The sequence below is a fragment of the uncultured Senegalimassilia sp. genome (assembly GCF_934630535.1).
In the GTDB taxonomy this organism is placed as follows: Bacteria; Actinomycetota; Coriobacteriia; order Coriobacteriales; family Eggerthellaceae; genus Senegalimassilia.
This window is the reverse complement of sequence record NZ_CAKTVU010000008.1, coordinates 26,281-43,472: the sequence shown is the minus strand read 5'-3', so window position 1 is coordinate 43,472 and position 17,192 is coordinate 26,281. Positions and strand designations below refer to the sequence as shown.

At 55.9% G+C, this 17,192-nt stretch carries 7 protein-coding genes; all 7 read right to left on the bottom strand.

Going from position 1 to position 17,192, the window contains the following annotated elements:
* Positions 1-243: 243 nt before the first annotated feature.
* The gene (locus Q0D52_RS06085) at positions 244-11,154 is read right to left on the bottom strand and encodes a hypothetical protein (RefSeq protein ID WP_294380949.1); all 10,911 of its coding nucleotides are present in this window, start codon (positions 11,152-11,154) and stop codon (positions 244-246) included.
* A gap of 106 nt (positions 11,155-11,260) precedes the next feature.
* Positions 11,261-12,241 carry a hypothetical protein gene (locus tag Q0D52_RS06080; protein WP_294380948.1) on the bottom strand — a complete coding sequence of 327 codons (981 nt, stop codon included), beginning with the start codon at positions 12,239-12,241 and terminating at the stop codon, positions 11,261-11,263.
* A 12-nt stretch (positions 12,242-12,253) separates the two neighbouring features.
* Positions 12,254-12,919, bottom strand: coding sequence for a hypothetical protein (locus Q0D52_RS06075; protein ID WP_294380946.1), 666 nt, complete (start codon positions 12,917-12,919; stop codon positions 12,254-12,256).
* Between the two features lie 17 nt (positions 12,920-12,936).
* Complete coding sequence (locus Q0D52_RS06070) at positions 12,937-13,815, bottom strand: hypothetical protein (RefSeq protein ID WP_294380944.1); 879 nt, start codon at positions 13,813-13,815, stop codon at positions 12,937-12,939.
* A gap of 419 nt (positions 13,816-14,234) precedes the next feature.
* Positions 14,235-15,131 carry a hypothetical protein gene (locus Q0D52_RS06065; protein ID WP_294380942.1) on the bottom strand — a complete coding sequence of 299 codons (897 nt, stop codon included), beginning with the start codon at positions 15,129-15,131 and terminating at the stop codon, positions 14,235-14,237.
* Positions 15,132-15,497: 366 nt separating this feature from the next.
* Positions 15,498-16,490 (bottom strand): hypothetical protein, encoded by a 993-nt coding sequence (locus Q0D52_RS06060; RefSeq protein WP_294380940.1) that lies wholly within the window; start codon positions 16,488-16,490, stop codon positions 15,498-15,500.
* Positions 16,491-16,495: 5 nt separating this feature from the next.
* On the bottom strand, positions 16,496-17,161 hold the full coding sequence (locus Q0D52_RS06055) for a PilZ domain-containing protein (protein WP_294380939.1): 666 nt from the start codon (positions 17,159-17,161) through the stop codon (positions 16,496-16,498).
* Positions 17,162-17,192 lie beyond the last annotated feature (31 nt).

The following is a 17,192-nucleotide window of genomic DNA, read 5'->3' as shown; positions in this document are numbered from 1 at the left end:
CGATAAATGTCAGGGGACTCACATCCCCTTTCAAGCGAACCGCACAAAGGCCAAAGACGCAAACGCCTCGGGAAAACGCGAAAAGGGTTGCGCCAGGCTTACCGCACCAAGCAGGCCCCGACAGCTCGAATGTCCCGCCCCAAGCGAAACGGACCGCGGGGCCCCGATCTGGAGCCCCGCGGTAATGCCGGCATCAGGTTGTTCCGCACCTACCGGCACCAGATTCGACGGTAGCGGATAAGGCTAGTCGTGGCTGATGCCCTCCATGTGCACCCTGGTCAAGGTGTAGGTCACATAGTCCGAGTCGGTGTACCCGGGAATCGATCCGGAAGCGTTCACGGGCGTGTCGTCCACGCCATTGCCGGACAGGTGCGCCGTCATAACCAAGCGGTAGTTGGCGTAGAAATGCTGCGCCTTCTCAACGTCGGTGTTCACCTTCACCACGAAGCCGAGCCTGAGGATGGGGCTGCTGCCGTCGCGGGTGGCAAAGACGCTGTTGGAAGCGGTATCCGTGAACACGATGCTGTTGCCATTGGCGCTCACCGTTCCCGTTCCCAGCTTGCTGCTTTCCTGCACGGAAAGGTAATTCCCAATGCCTGGAACGTCTTCGTACGTGCCGTCATCCTTGCGCTTTTGCAGCGTGAGCGTGAAGGTTGCCTTCTCCGCCTTGCTCAGCTTCTCGTCGGCTCCGCTCAGCTTGGACAGGTCATAGGTTGCCGACAGGGCGATGGTGCCGTCGGCAGTTCCCAAATCGTCCACGTTGATGCCCAGCTGGGTTTTCTTGGTTGCCGTAAGGGCAATGGTGGAAGCGCCGCCGCCCTTGCGGTAGTAGCCCATCTTGCCTTCGTTATCCTTGGTCATGGTGCTTGTGCTCAGCGTATCCGCATGCGGGGAAAGGAACGAGCGATACGTGGGCTTCGTGTAAGCCGACAACCCATCTTCCGATGCGGCGATCGCATTTTGGCAAGCAGGGCCCGACATCTGCAACTCCGCCTTCATCTGAATGGAGAATGGCTTATTTGCCTTAATCGCCATGTCGCGGATGCCGCTCAGGTCGATAGGCGCTCCATCCCTGTCGGAAAGGACGAGCTGCATGTCGCCGCCATCAGCGCTCCACGACTTGCCGCTCACCGCAGCCTTGCTTGTATCGGCATCGCCTGTACCAGCCGGCGTCCAAGTCCACTTCACGTTGCCCGCGGAATCGGTCGATTTAATGGGCGTGTAATAGGTGTTTCCAACCTTCACGTAGAAGGAATACGTGCCGGAAGTACCGCTAGGATAGCCGCTCGCGCCCATAAGGGCAGGACCGTTATAGCTTGCAAGCGAAGAGTTCAGCTGGTAGTACAGCGTGTCCGAGTTGTTGTATTCATTGTTACCGCAGTCCACGGTATCGGTCACGTCCATCGTGAAGGAATTGGTCGTGTCGACGCTCATCTGTTGACGGCCTTCGGTGCCATCGGCGTTCTGGCGATTATCAACAAGCACTTGGTCGTATCCCGAGGCAACGCTGTACGTTGAAGCGGTGTTATCGTGGCTATCCGTCTCGCTCTCGTTCGAACGTTTCACGTAGTTGATGCGCGTATTCACACCGCTTGAAAGCGATGTTCCGGTGTAACCGTTCACGGTTGCCGTCGAGCCCTTAGGAACGCGAACCACCAGGAAGAAGTTCTCGGACGGATTGGGCTCGGGGCCGTTCTGGAGGGTGAGGTCATACCGATCGCCAGTATCTCCAGACACCCAAGGGCGGAAGTAATCGTAACCCGTGCTGGTCTTAATGCGCGCGCCGGCGTTGAGGTCGCCAGCATTGGTCTTAACCCAGACACCGGAGGAGTTGTTGACGGAAGCATTGACCCCCATCAGCTCGCTGAGCCACTGCTCTTCGTAGTGCTTTTTGTCGGAGCCATCGGAGTCTACAAAATCAGTCAACGCAACCGAAGCAGCTTCACCATCACCCACAGTGTAGTGATACTCCTTGTTGTTGTTCGCGGTGTCCACCAACGTAAGCTGCGTGCCTGCAGGCAAGGTTCCCCTTCCGGCGTCGCCACCGAACAATAGGGTCTTTTCCGGCGCCTTCATAGAGCCGCCGCCTTGCAGATACGTGTTCCAGCCGTATTGGGTGTTATTTGCACCAGCCTTGTTGTAGGTCCAGGTGAGGTACCCCGTCATGGCATCCCCGACGCCGGTGAGCACATGAGCGTCCTTGCTCGAATAGTCGTCGGCCTTGAAGTTGGTACCGTAGGTGTACGTTGCTGCAAAGTTAACCTCGAACAAGCGCTTGACCACAATGGGGACCTGAACCTTATAGGTATGGTCGGCGCCATCCCTGAAGGTTACGGAAAGCAGCGTGAACTGGCCTTTGTCGTTGTCCCAGTTGGAGGATGCGCGGAACTGCATATTGCTGGTACCGTTGCCCACAACCGAGAGCGACGCGGGGCCGCTGCTTTTGACGAAGACCTTGGTGCCGCCTTTATCCGTGAGCTCGAACTTCTCGGCTTTGGCTGTCACGTACTGCTTGTCGGAGCCGTTGTTCAAGCGAACCGCATCGGAAAAGCCGCCGTTGGTTACCAGGTTAAGGTAATTGGTTACGGTTGTGGTGTCCTGACCAGGAATCTCAAGGACCTTGAAGTCCTTTTCCGCGGCGACCTGCTTCGAGATATCCGAGTTGTTCTCTGAGTTGTACGATTGCGCAGAGGTATCGCTGTAATCGTTGGTATTGCGGTAAGCACCCGAGTCATCACGACCGCCGATATTGGTGTAGGTGTAACGACCGGCAATTTGTTGACCCTCATCTGCCTTGCGCACATCTTCCTTAATGGTCCATGCTAAGTCAACGTTCGCACCGTCGCCAAAAAGATAGCGGTCGGTGGTATCGGTGCCAGACGCGCGAACAGCGATCTTGTCACTCACCGGACTCGTTGTCACATAGGGCGAAGCCGCCGTCGTCGTATTACCAGCAGCGTCATCGTCGCTATAGAGCGCCTTGTCGCGAGGTTCAGACAGCGTGTCCTCGTAAACGCCGAAGGCGATGTAGCTCTTCTTGTTTACGTCATTGACATTAGTGCCGTTTGTACGCAGCAAAACTGGCAAGTCATCGTTAGTCTTATCCTTACCAGGCCTTACATCCAAACCCGCAGCATACAGCTCATACATATTCGTTGCCACTGCCGCGCCAAACAGAACTCCTTGTTGGTTCTTCACATTGAACGTGCCCCCATCAATTAGCACATTGACCAGTCTGAAGATGCCCTTGCCATCGCCAGATATACCACCCGACCAACTGCCCGAGAACGTATTATCGGCGATTATCGAATTGGTTACTTCGATCGACGTCGGATTACTCATATTGTAGTTCACGTTGCCAAACACGCCGCCAGAGTAACTGCCGCTAAATGACAACCCTCGCAATTCGGCATCGTTGCATATCATTCTTTTGGAAGCAACCTGCAACTGACCAACGATACCTCCCGAGCAATTAGTGGCCTTCAAATCAATATTCTTAACCTGACAGGAATCAAAACTGAATACATCCCCGCCTGTAATGTATCCGGCGATTCCCCCTACTGAGGACAAGCCGGTCTTTCCAACCGTCGTCCTGCTTGCAGAGGAATCAGACCCAATCACATGAAGGCCGTGCGCATATACGCTACTTTCCACTTTGCCGATAAGGCCGCCAACGCCTTCGGAGCTATTAGCGGTTATATTCACGTTCTTGATCGTCGCAGTTCCGTTTGCGTTCGTAGCTTTAGTCTCAGGATCAACATTCACGCAGAACAGATCGCCAATAACACCAAGCACACCACCGGTTCGAGCATTCGCGCCCGTTGACGTTATTGTTGAATCCTTGGCAATTTCCATGTCACCCGTTGTCCAAACGCCGCCTTGGGACTTACTCTTCAGCTTGCCGACGAAGCCGCCGACGTTTTTAACGCCCGAGATTTCCATGTTGCTATAGGAGCAGTTATAGAGCTTGACCGGAGAGTAACGTGTCTCGGTATTCGTGGTATCGTTGCTGGTCACCATCCCGGTATCGCCCTTGTTGGTCTTGCCCTTGCGGCTACCGTAGCCAGACGAGCCCAACAGGCCGCCGACGTTGAAAACGCCAGCTGAACCATTTACTTTGCAGCTTTTCAACGTAACAGCATGATACTTGCCATAATCTTTCAAAGAACTCGCATTTGCCGTGGTGCCCGCAAGTAGACCAGCGCCGACTTGCTCGTCATTCGAACCACTCACATCGCCGGACGCGTCGGTATACGTGAGCGAGATGTTGCAACCTTCGAACTTCAGGTTCTGAACGGTGTAACCGCCGTTGCCTGTGGCTTCCTTTCTGTCAGCGGCGGCAGAGCCAATGCTCCCCTCCACATTTGCCGAAGTGTACGTCACCGTGCTGAACAAAGCACCCACACCGGTGAGCTTATAATCGTCGTCGGAGTATTCCTTGATGTCGTAAGCAGTACCGTCCTTGTCGCCCACTTTGATGGTCGCACCGTTGCCGTTGATGGTCGCCACGAGCGGCACGATGCGGTCGCGATCGGCACCCTGGTCGGACGCGCATGCGTTGGAGTAATAGCGCCCCGAAAGGCCGGTGTAACCCGTTCCATAAGGCGTCATGTCATAGGTCGTATTCGGCTTGAACTGCAAATCTATGCCCGAGGCCTGCGCAGCACAGATGTTACCCGTCTGCCAGGTGGCGTACTTCGACACCAGATAGGGAGAGTTCACCTCGCTACCATCGTCCTGATCGAGCGCGGCTTTATTCTGACTACCCGGACTCAGCCTGTCGTCCCTGGATGCAACCGCAAAATCCGCCTCGACATCGGCGCTGGAGGGTTGTCCAACCGTCTTATAATTGGCATTGCGCACCTTGCCATAATTCTGATTGCCGAACTGATATCCAGCGTTTTTCGTCGACATATTGCCGCCCCGATACGCCCTCGATCCAGCGTAGGTACCGTATGAATCATCCACAGTCTTCGTATTCGCCGAACCACCAGCCGCACCGCTGCTGATGATGGCAGAAAGCACTAGCAGGCCCTGCGCGTTGTTAACGGTGGTGGTTATAGCCTGGTTGTTGTTGCTGCCAACCCCCCGATAGCGGCCTTCTGTAACGTCCGTCACGATGCACTGCGCGCCGCCGGCGTTCAAGTTGTTAATCAAGTTGTTAATCTTGTAATTGCGGTCGGTGTTATCAAGGCTGCTGCCAGTAAGTTCGCTAAACGCATAGCCGTCGATCACGCGGCCGACGTAGGGGTTGTCATACCGCGAGGCGTCGGCGCCGACAACATGCCAAGGATTAAGCGCACCGCTAACACCCGAGCTATTGCGGAAGATAACACCGCCGCCCGCAACGGCGCCAACGTAGCCGCCGATAGGAACCAAATGCGACTTGATCAAGCTGTCTGCAGCTGCAGTAATAAGGGGATCGGTATTAGCAGAAGCAATCGTCGCAGCAGAACCGCTTTGAGACGACACGCTCACCCCATCGATGATGTTGTCGCCGCCCAAGATGCAACCGATCACGCCGCCGAAGAACGAACCGGGAGCATAGTTGCTATCTTTCCCCGTGTACGAAATCGCCGAAACGTCCGATTGATAGGCCACCTTCAGGTTTTTGACCACGCTTCCGTAGCTATAGGGAATCAAGCCCTTCGAAAAACTGGTGCTGTTGTTGATGGCAATCGTTGCATGCTTGCTCGAATCGGCCAAATCGCCGACGATCACGCCTCTGAACGGGTTGGCCAGATTGCCAAGACCCTGGAACGATGCCGCATCAAGCTCGATCTTGCCCACTGTGCCATCTTCGTTTTTGGGCTCGATACTGTAGTAAGCGCTTTGCAGATAGGTATGCATCGTCGCGTCGGCAAGTGTGGTATTAGGGTCAGTGGTTCCTTCCCCAATCTTCTTCTCCCACTTCTTATCCGAAACATTTGCCTTCTTGTAAACGTACGTAATCTCGCTGTCGGCAGCGCTTCCACCATTTCGACGCTGGCAAAGCTCCGTCTGATCGGTCTGATCGGCGGCAATCGTAACTTCCCAGCCATCGCGCGCGCTGTTCAAATTGACGTAATTGCCTACCGCAATGAGCTCGGAAGCCTTGGTTATGACATAGGGATCACCATAGGTGCCGCAGCCTGTTGTGAGTTTAGGCACGCGCTGGTTAACCTGGATCTCGTGGTATTGAACATTGTTGTTGTTGGCTTTGCCCGTTTTCACATACGGAAGATAGCCGCCGAATTGCGGGGTATCCGCATTTGCCGTTATTGTGCCATCAGATACAAGACCGGCTTCGGTCTCATAGGTATCCTCGTCGTAGTACCAGAGCTGCTTGCCGGGGTACTCGCCCTTCGAGTCAATCTCGCTACCGAACGTGACCTTGCTGTTATCCTGGTCAGCTTTAACAAACGTATACACCGCAGAGCCCGTTTTGCCCTCGCCGTAGCCGAAGCTCTCGAGCAGGCTTGCACGGGTGAATATCGTATTGTCCTTTGCGCTGGGAAGATTGATAAGGCTGAATGTCGCCGTCACCTGATCGGCTGCCCTGCCAACGCCAAGCTTACCGAACAGCGACGTCGCCGCCTTGGTGTTGTTTGCGTATCCCATGGTCGTGATGTTCTTAGCGTCCAAGTTCACATACGTCTGCATCTCGTTGATGAGCAAAGGCGCGTAGGTTTTACCGGCCGCACCATCAACCGTCAAACCATCGAGCGTAAGCCCATCGATAGAGATTTGTTTAACTGAAGTCGAAGTCCCGTATATATAGCGACACACCAAAGCACCTGAGACGGTGCCACCAGGTCCTGTCTTATTCGTGTCGCCGTCGTTAACTGCAACCCCGATAGTGCCGCCCAGCGTGACATTGCTAACCGTGAGGCTCGCGTTCATCGTACGCAAAAGCCCACAGTGCATGTTTTCATGCTGTGTGCCGGCCGCATTAGATTTGTTGTTGACGTACTCAGTTTTAATGTCTGAATAACAAAACTTGATAGTAACCTTTTGAACGTATACGTTTCCGCCAGGCTGCGCCGGATAATAGCTATAACCTCTTAAATCAATAGTGCTTTCGTTTTCGCTCTTGTCATTATCGATATAAACCGTAGAGCCACCAAGACCGGGCATCCCCGGAGCAACGTACTTCTGCACTTCGGCGGGCGCATAGCGATACGCAGCCCACAGGAGCAACTCTTGAGGCGTACTGAGGTGAACAGGTGCAACCGTATAATTTTTTTTCACGTTATTCTTCATTGCATCGTACGCACGATCAAGGTTGTAGTAATAGCGAATGTTGGCGTTTGTATTGTGGCTTTGGCCGAAAGCCGAGCGATTCTTGTAGCTGTTGTCTTTCTCCGCGTCACCAGTCATATCCAACGTATCGGCTTGGGTGTGCAGCGAAACGACCGTGTTCCATTCGCCGTCCATGAGCTTGCTGCCTTGCTTGACGCCATTACCGACCCATTCGTCGAAGACCGATACCTTGGGCGCATTAATTGTGATGCCGGAAACTTTATAGGCCGTTTCCCAATAAGCCCTGTCTTCCAGGTACAAGCCCGTATAGGACTCGGAACCATATACTCCAGCAGCCACCTTGCTGCCACGGCCAACGAGCAGGCCAAGAGTCGTGGCGTTATCGCTCTTGGCTTTAATGGTCGCCTTCGAAAGGTCGATGGCGTAGTCGTTGATGATCCAGTGGCCGCTGGCTGCGTATACGAGGCCGCCGAGTTCACCTGAACTGTTTGCTGTTATGGAAGCGTTGTTCGTCTTGAGAGCATATGTGCTGTCGCTGGTGTTTTTGCCGCTATCCCCGATGGTGACGACAGTATTGCCCCAGCTATAGCCCAATAGGCCGCCGGCGCCGTTCTTCGCGTCGCCGTTCTTGCCAACGCTCATGTTGAATGAGCTGAACGAAAGACCTGTGATGTTGACGTTCTTTTCGGCCGAACTAGCTATTTTCCCATCTTTATCATAGGTACTCTGCGCGATACAGCCAATAAGGCCGCCGACCTGGGCAATCTTATTGTTCGCGCTGTCGCTCGCGGTGATCGCGCTGTCGCTCCCGGTCGCGCCGCCGACTTCGAGACCCGCTACGATGACAGTAGCGGCAACATCTGCCACATAACCGATAGCGCCGCCAATACGCGTGTTGCCGTTGAGGGTAGCGCCCGTGTTGATGATCGATTGCGCCTTCGTGCTACCACTCATGTTACCGCTATCGAACGTAACGGTTCCGCCGCCCCGCATGCTGCCTGCAATGCCGCCGATGTTGACATCGTTGCCGAACGTATCGTCGCAGGTGATTGCCGCGCTGCACGTAACGCCGCTGAGCGTTGCATTGCCCGTGATGGTTGCCGCAAACGAGCCAGCGTCGACGTCTAAGCCGTTGTCGAACTTAATGAAACCATCGACAGTGAGGTCATTCACCGTCGCAGTGGGGTTCGCCGCTTTCGCATCTCCGCCAAAGGCAGCGAAGAGGCCCAGACGGGTGTGGCGGTAAATTTTGCCATTGCCAGCGGTTGTGTCACCAGATTCAATCGCAGTGTTGCCGCGCATGCCGTACGGCTCACCGATAGCAAGGGTTATCGTGTGATTATTGCCTTTAAAGGTACCTTTGAATGTCTGTAGTTTGCTGGCGCTATCGAACCCAATGCCCATCACGCCTGTGCCCGACAGGTCAACGTTGGCTTCAAGGTTAATGGTTACATCGGAACCCAGGAGCTGCTCCTTGTCCTTTGAGTCTAAGCCATATACCCCATTCCAAAGGTCGGCGAACTGAACCGAAAGCGCAAGACGCACGAAGTCCTGCGTGCTCTTGATATTGAGCTCACGATTGCCTTTGGACCATTCTAGGTGCGTGTCATAGCCAACTTGCCAGCTCCAGTCCGAAGTCGAAGGCACCTCAAGTTTGTGCTCATCCATATTGATTTTGATGAGGTCTTTATCCAGCGTTTTTCCATCGAGTCTGATTACTTGCCCGTAACCCCGATCGGCATACTGGGCTCCGCCTAAATCGTCCACTTTCTTTGCCGCGCAGCGCTTATAAACCCAGTAGTCGTCGTTGCCGTCATCAGACGGAACAGAATCGCTACCCGTTCCGCGCGCAAACACCAACGTCGGCTCATCAACGCGCACAAGCGCAATCTGTGCAACGGCTCCATTTTCAGCGATATTCATTCCCTCAAAATTAGTCACACCGCCCAGGCGAACCACAGACCCCCAAGACTGAGCGGCGATGCCTGCACCCTTTGTAATGTCCTCTTTGTTCTGAACGGCCACTCCGTTAATGTCGACGAAACTTCCTTTATCAAAGCAGCCCGCTACGCCACCGAAGCCCCTGCTCGACTCGACAAGTTTGGTGCAGTTGACCGATGCTCCCTTAACCTCGAGAGCCGCGCCCACATAGCGACTGAGCCAACCAACAAGACCGCCAGTAAATAGAGGAGCTTTATTAAGCGCAAACTCCGTATGAACACTTTCAATGTGAAGCGGCTTAGAGCTGGCGCAGCCCGTCACCATTCCGACAAGTCCTCCAAACGCCGTCGCATATTTACCTTTGTCGTCGGTGCTCTTGGCGTTGCCATAGGTGCTCTTAAATGTGCCGCCCTTAAACGAAACGGTCTTTGTCGAGTCGATATAGGTTAACTTGCCCACGGCAGCGCCAACGCCATTGGAATCGCTGGCTTTACCCGCAAGCTCGACCCCATCGCCCGTATTGATTTGGTCGTTGTTGGTAAACTCAACCGAACTGGCGAAGCTTACCTCGCCGATGAAACCGCCGACGTTGCCGCTATTTGCGTCCCCAACAGTCTTAGGGCAGGTGACCTTCTTGTTGTCTGTCCCCAAGGTGAGCTTGATTGCCTGGCCGATGAAGCCACCAGCCGCAATGGAGCCGTTCACCGTAAGGCTGGAAAGTTTGATTTCGCTTGTTACTTCAACGGTCGCGCCAGTGCTCGACCCGACCTTGCCCACGACGCCGCCGGCACAACCATGGTTGGACTGAACCGTGGCAGTTGGAACATTGCTCAGAGAGCCGACACTCAGGGTCGCGCCGTCGTTGACCGCGCCAACCAACAAGCCGGCGTTTCCGCTGGTCGCAGTCACGGTGCCGCCCGATGCAACGTCATCGGGGAAGGTGACCGACTGAACTGTAAAGGCGCTGCCGCCTGCAACCGTATTCGCCAGCAAGCCCACGTTTTCCGTAGCATCAGGAGTAGCCTTAAGGCCTTTTCGCGTTCCCATGAAGGAATAGGTTGCACTCAGCGTGAGCGACCCCGAAACGGTTCCGAACAGCGAGCTGGTGATACCGGCAGTTGATTCCTCCACCTTCTCGTTGACGGAATCGGGATCGTCAATCTGAATTGTGACAGTAAGGTCCTGGCCACCACCCGCAACCTTAGCGGCAATAACTGGCTCGCCACCTTCCCCTTTCCAAATAAGGTTCGGGATGTGGATACCAGAGTTCAGCACAACATTGTTGAACAGCGACGTCGCCAAAGCGATCGAGGTGCCGTTGGTACCGAACGAGCCCTGGAAGGGATAGGCTTCGCTGCCCAAACCATAGAACACGTAGCCTGCGTTGCTGCTGCTCAGATCAAGCGCATCACCCGAATGACCGCCTTTGGTCAACGCCGCAGTTTGATACAGCTGAGGATCCGCATTCGAGATGATGCTCAAACCCACAGCGTTATCGAACGTGATAGCGGTAACGGTGTCGCCCGTTACGGTCACATCGCCATGACCCTTCATGGCCTCTTCCAATTCGTCAACCGTGGTAATGGTTGCGCCCGCGGCAACCGTTGCGGGAGCGTCCTGCGCATCCGCCGCATCATCGCCGGCGCTGGCCGACTCATCCGCAGCGGGCTCCTGGCTCTCAGAGGCATCGCCCGCGGCAGCATCGCCCGAAGCGGCATCATCCGAGGCCGTTTCGCTTCCACCTGCAGAGGCATCGCCAGAAGCAGAGGCATCATCGCCGCTAGCAGCACCCGCATCCGCAGAGGATCCGCCGGCGTTGCCGTCCGCGCCCTCCGAGCTGCCAGGCTGCTGAGCCGTTGCGCCCGACACGACGTTCAGCTCCTCCGCCAACGCGCCGGTAGTCGGCGCGAACAGCTGAAACGCCATAGCGAAGGTAAGGTACACGGCGAGTATGCGCTTTACCGATCTCATCAATGAATAACCTCGTTCTATGCAAAGCCCCGAAGGGCGAATCTGCTTGCCGCCGGCGCCGAGCGTTGCCGCTGGTTGCCGACCGTTCGTTCCCAACTGCCCACAACTAACTGCTTGCCGTTACCGAAACGTCAAGCTGGCCCCACTCGGAAGGCCCGGGGCTTCCGCCTATCCAGTAGAAGCTCACAATCTCGGAACCCGGCGACATCGCGAACGTTGCCGTACGGTTCGCGGCGTCAACGTTGCAGTCGGTGTGATTCTTTGCGAAATGAGGGTCAAGCTCAACGTTTGCGCTCCACGTCAGGGTCGCCATCTGCTCCTTGCCCGTAACGCTGACACGATAGTTGTAAGCGGCGTATTTACTAACGTCGTCTGTATCGGCCCATGCGCCAGTGACGGAAGCGGACTTGACCTCGGAACGCTCCGCCGGCGTGACGGTGGCCGCCAAACACGCCAAGTTGGTTCCGGGGCTATTCGCCTTAACGACATTTGCGGAGATGGCGAACTTGATGTTGTTCAGCAGCTCCTGCTTGAATGAAACCGTATAGGTGACGATTTTCGCCTGCGTACCAGGAAGCAAAACGGTATCGCCCCCCGCGGGTTCGGAGCTGATGCTCCAATCCGAATCACTGACAGTCCCCCCATTGATGCCGCTAGCCTTCACGTTCAACGTGTACTCGACATCCTTCTCGTTGAACACATTCTGGTCGCCGAGCATGCAGTTGTACACGCGGAAGGTGAAGGAGCACCGGTCCCCGCTGGTGTCGACCACAACGCTTTTGGCTGCAGGGGTTTCAGGGACTTCCGAGTAAGGAGCCAGCACATCGGAAGCGAACAGGCTTTGCGAAGTGCCCGTAACGGCAACGGCCTTCAAGTGGTCGTTCGCGCTGAAGGCGCTGTAGGTTAAACGGATGCCGAAAACCAACGCCGCAACGACCAGCACGAAAGCAACCGCCCACAACGCCTTGCGCGCTTGGGGCGTTTTCGCCATGCCGTCGATCGCGCCATTCAACGAAGCGGTGAGTGAACCGCGCCCTTCGCTTTCGCGTTCTTGCTTGATGCAGTTGTCATCGCGGTTTCCGAGCACGGTCCCTCCTCTCTACGACTTCGCGATCAAGTACACTACGTCGGTTTCCTTATAGTTGGTGTCTTTGGGCCACGAGCACTCGATGATGAAGTTGGTCGCGGAAGCGGCTGCGTTTCCGTTCCGGTCAAGGTCATCTACCTCGAATCGTTTCCAACGGTAGTTGGGCGCGGCGTTTGTTTGGACATACTCGTAGTTGTCAAAGGTTTGGGACTTGCCTGCGTCGGCGTCGATTGACGTGAAGCCCGTAACCTCGGGGACCTCCTTGCTCCACGAATAGCCGTCGCCCTTGACATCACCGGGATCAGATGGGTCATTCACCCTGACGCGATAAATCTTCACGCTCAGCCCGGAGATGTTCGTGGTGTTCGCAACCTGCAGCTCAAAGGCCTTGCCACCGCTGTCCACGCTGAAGGCGCGACGGCGGTAAACATTGCCATCGTCGTCGACTTCGTCGTAGTCCGCGTCGCTGGTCAGGTCCAGCTGGGTTGCCGCCGACTCGCCCGGCACGGTGATCTTCAGCTCGGCGGGAGAATCAACCTTCGCAACCGTCGAAAGGCTGTTGTTGGTCAGGAACCACGAAAGCGTGAGCGCCGCGATGATCAGAACAACGGCGATAACGGCCAGCGCCGCAAGAATCGGCCCGCGATGCTCGTATATCCAATCTTTGGCTGATGTCATCCGTGCTTCGTTGCCGCTCATGAGCCCGTCACCTCGCTTGCGGTAAGACGCACCTGGTAATACTCCACCGCGTTGCCGATCTTGTCGTCGGCCTTGTTGTAAGCCGTAGCGCACGCTGAGAGGTCCGCGGAGGTCATGGTGCTGCTCAGGCTGGGAACCGTTTCATCGGATGCTATGGAGTAGAAAGAGCTCTGATGGTTATTGATGTAGGCTTGCATGGCTTTGTAGCTATGGTTATCTGCCGCGAACAGGTTTTTGTAGTAGTTGGCGTTGCCGGTATACACGAAGTTCCGGATGTACTCAGGCCACACCCAGTACAGCGTTTTCGTGACGGAGTTGGTTGTTTTGCCCGAAGCATCCTGGAATTCGATTGTAAGCTTGTCGTCGAGGATGGGCGACTCGTAGTACCCACTGGCATCGCGCGATTCGAAGAACAGGAGATGGCCCGACGCCAGCGACTGAACCGTAGGGGAAACGTCAACGCCCTGCTTGAACTTGAACGCGCGGGAAAGAGATACGGTTACCGCGTCAAGGTCGTCCGCATACCGCGTTACCGTGAAGGTAAGCTGACCATACGAGCCCGGGCCAAGGACCTCGCCGGAGCTCAAGTTCACCAAGTTGCTGGTAGCGCTTACGTTCATGGAGTCGGCCACATCAAGCCCGTCCTGACCCTGACCCGCTTCCGAATCATAGACGCCCTTCTGGGCACCTTCGGAAGAGATAGCGAAGCGCGCACCGGCCGTGGCCACCTCAACGCCGGTGGCCTTCACCTGCGAGTTGTTCAGGAACCATGCCAAGCAGGCCAAGATGATGACAAGAGCGGCCACCACGAACAAGCCGCTGACCATGAAACGCTTCCAGAAATCCTTCAGGGTTTGCGCATGCTCGTCGGCCACAGCGCGATAACCCTCAGCAGCGTTTTGGCTTGCGTGAAGCTTTTCGTGGTTGGTATGTTGGCCAGTTGCCTTCATGCTGCTCTGGCGCCCCGAAGGGCCGAGTTCCCTCCTTGCCTGCTTAAACGGTGTCAGGGCCCTCTCAGCCTTAAAGCGAAGCGGATACGCCGCTCAGCTGCCAAGAGACATTGCCCAGTTCCGACAGTCATTCAACCTAGGATTTTAGCATGTAAGACAAGGCGTATCCCAAAGTGCAACAAACCAAAACAACCCCAAACTTGACAATCCCCCCAAGTTGCAAATGAGACGCCAGAGCCACCCCAGCGCGCTAAGGCGGTGAACCCCCTGACAACACAAAATACCCCCGAGCACAAAGCCCGAGGGTATTTAGCAGTTAACGAATATCAAACCGCGGTTGTTGGCTACTTGACCTGAACGCCCACAAAGCCGAGGTTGCCCTTGATTGCATTCGGAATACCTGCTGCCGCATTCTCGGAGACGCAATCCTTGTCGCAACCCTCATACCACACGCGAACGGTGACAGCTACTGTGCCGTCGCCCACGGTGCTATCGATAATGGTAAGGGGAGTCGTGCCGGGAACAGCCTGGCCGTTACCATCAATGCTTCCTGCGTAGTCTTCGAAAGTCAAATAGGAAGCAGTAGAAGCCTTAGTTTTATCGCCTTCGCCGGTTACCCAGTAGTCGCCAGAAGCTTTATCGGAGTCGGCAACCTTATCAGTGTAATAACCGGTAGCTATCCCGCCAGACGTAACGGGCGTACCATCAACTTTGAAGAGCATCCAAGCACCATCGTCAAATTTAATTGCGAAACGACCTGCGGTGCCCATCTTATCGCTTGCCTTCAAGGTAGTAACCGCTTTATCCGTCTTGTAATTAGTGCTGTCAAAATACACCTTCATCGAACCGTTGGTTACGCCAAGCGTGAAGGTGTAATCGGCATAGACGGTTTTGCCGTCAGTGCCAGTTGCAAGCTTATACTGATCAGCAAACGCATGGCTGCCATCCCCATCAGCACTTGTCCAATGCTTGGTGTCGTAGAAATTGGCGCCATCGTTGGTAGACACAGGAAGAAGGTTGGTCGGGTTAGTTGTCGGCTTACCCATGTCACCACTCGTCTTGCCTGTGCTGTTAATGTACAGGTTCGGCACGGAGGAAGACGTGCTTACGTCAACTTCCGTTGCCGTAACGGCATTATTGTTCACGAACCATGCGAACGTGGCAGCGCCCAGCGCTATGGCGGCTACCAGCACCATGGCAATAGCAGCGCCGAGCTGCTTTTTCAGTGCCTTCGTTTCCATAACGGATCCTTTCCCGATCCCTTTCCTTCTCTTATGGAATCGACTGCCAGCGGGCAGCAGGATTCCATAGACAAACCTACTGACTGCACTATACCACGATTGTTCCCGCTCTGACGCAGTCTTATCGCAGGTGAACCAACCAATTCAATCGTATCTCCGCAAATAATGTACGTCCCCTTCCAGCGAGCGGGATTAACACCCACGCCCGTCATTTGCAGCAAATCAACAGCCTCAGCCACCAAAACCCGTGACCACAGCCAAAAACCGCACGGCAGCAAAACCCAAAGCCCGCAAGCCGGCCACCACGTCAACGGCGCCAGTTGCCGCTAACTCGCAACATTCCGCAGGTAAACGCCGCCGTTGCGTTTATGCGGGCGGGTTCTCCTGGTTGCGACGGTTATCCCATGTGATGGTGTTGTTCTGGTAGTAGTCGGGGGCATCGGTGCCGGCCGCGCCGATGGGGTCGGTGCCCGTGAGCGTGTCGCCGATATCCTGCACGAACTTCGTGAACAGGTTCGTATCCTCGGCGCCATCGGCGGCAAAGTCCATAGCGAACTCGACCGCGCCGCCCACGATGTCGTCAACGCACTCGGGGTCGTCGCCGTCAAGCCAGATAACCACCGTGTACTTGTCCACGTAGCCCACCTTGAAGGTGTCGTTGGAAAGACGGCACGCCAGATCGTCCGATTCGAAGTTCTCGCACCCGGGCTCATTGCTTCCATCGGAAGCGGGCGCGGCATAGGTGACCGCTTCGCCATTGCAATACACGCGCACACGGGCGGCCTTTTCCACGCCCTTCGACGCGGAGGCGACCTTCAGCTGGCCGCTGTATCCCAGATCCTCCTTACCGGCGTTGCGGATATAAAAGGTATAGGCAACGTAGCTTCTGCCGTTGTGGCTGCCATCGATTTCGTCCAGGTTGTCGGGCAGGTCTTCCGTGGCGATGTTGGTGCCGTAGGCAACCGCCTCGGCGGTCAGGCGCGCGGTGGCGCCCTCGAACTGGCTGTTGTCGGCAATGGCAATGCCGCGCCTGAACAGCTCCAAGCGGTTCAGGTTGATGGTGAAGTTGCCCATGTTCTCCTGCATGAACGAGATGCCGAACAGCACCGCCATGAACAGGGCCAAGCAGATGAGCACCTTCTGCAACGTGCCCAAACGAAGCAGCGCCTCGCCGATGCGGGCCATGCGGCGCTTGGGCATGTACATGGAAACGATGGCGTCGACATCGATGTCCTTGTCCTCGGCCAAGGCCTGTTCCAGCTCTTTTACGCGGACAACGCGCTTGCTTTTGCCACGCGCCTTTTCGCGCCGAGGCTGCTCGCCCGCGTCTTCTTCTTTCTTCTTGCCAAACAATGCCATGGTCCTTAGATCTTGTACTTGGCGCGCACGTGCTCCATGTATTCCTTCATGGCCTCGCGCTCCAATTCGTCGGCGTAGCGGAACTGAATGCCGCAGGCGTTGCGGAACAGGCTGCCCTTCGGCGCCTGACGCAGCCAGCACACGATGCCAAGCTGCACGGGCAGCTCATAGCGCTGGTCGCCCACGCGCACCGCAGGCAGCTTCACCTGCAGGGCCTCTCCCACGTCGGGGTAGTCGTTCAGATACATTGCCAGGCCGCCGGCGGAAACGTCGATGGTCATGGCCTCTTCCTGCTGGTCCTCGGGGGCCTCGTCGCGCAGGTAACGCAGGCGCATGGACACCTTGAAGCGCTCGTCGCGGCGCTTGAAGAACGTACGATGCTCGGCCACCTGGCGCATCTTCCACAACGTGCGGATACCCGCCTTCTCAACGGACTCGGGGTAGCCGGCCAGCATGAAGGTGTTGCCGCCCTCTGTGTACTGGAACAGGAGTTTTTGGTTCTCGTCCAAGATCAGCGGCTTGCCGGCGAGCATGGGCGCGCTGATAAGGAAATAGGCTTCGTCGATGGCGCCTTTGAAGGTGGCCATCATGTTGAAATCGGTTTGCTGGCCCACGGCCGTGTCGAAAGCCACTTTCAGCTTCGTTCCTGGCTTGATCTGCAGCTCGGCCATTAAACCTCCCTTTCCTGTTCAGCGGCAGCCG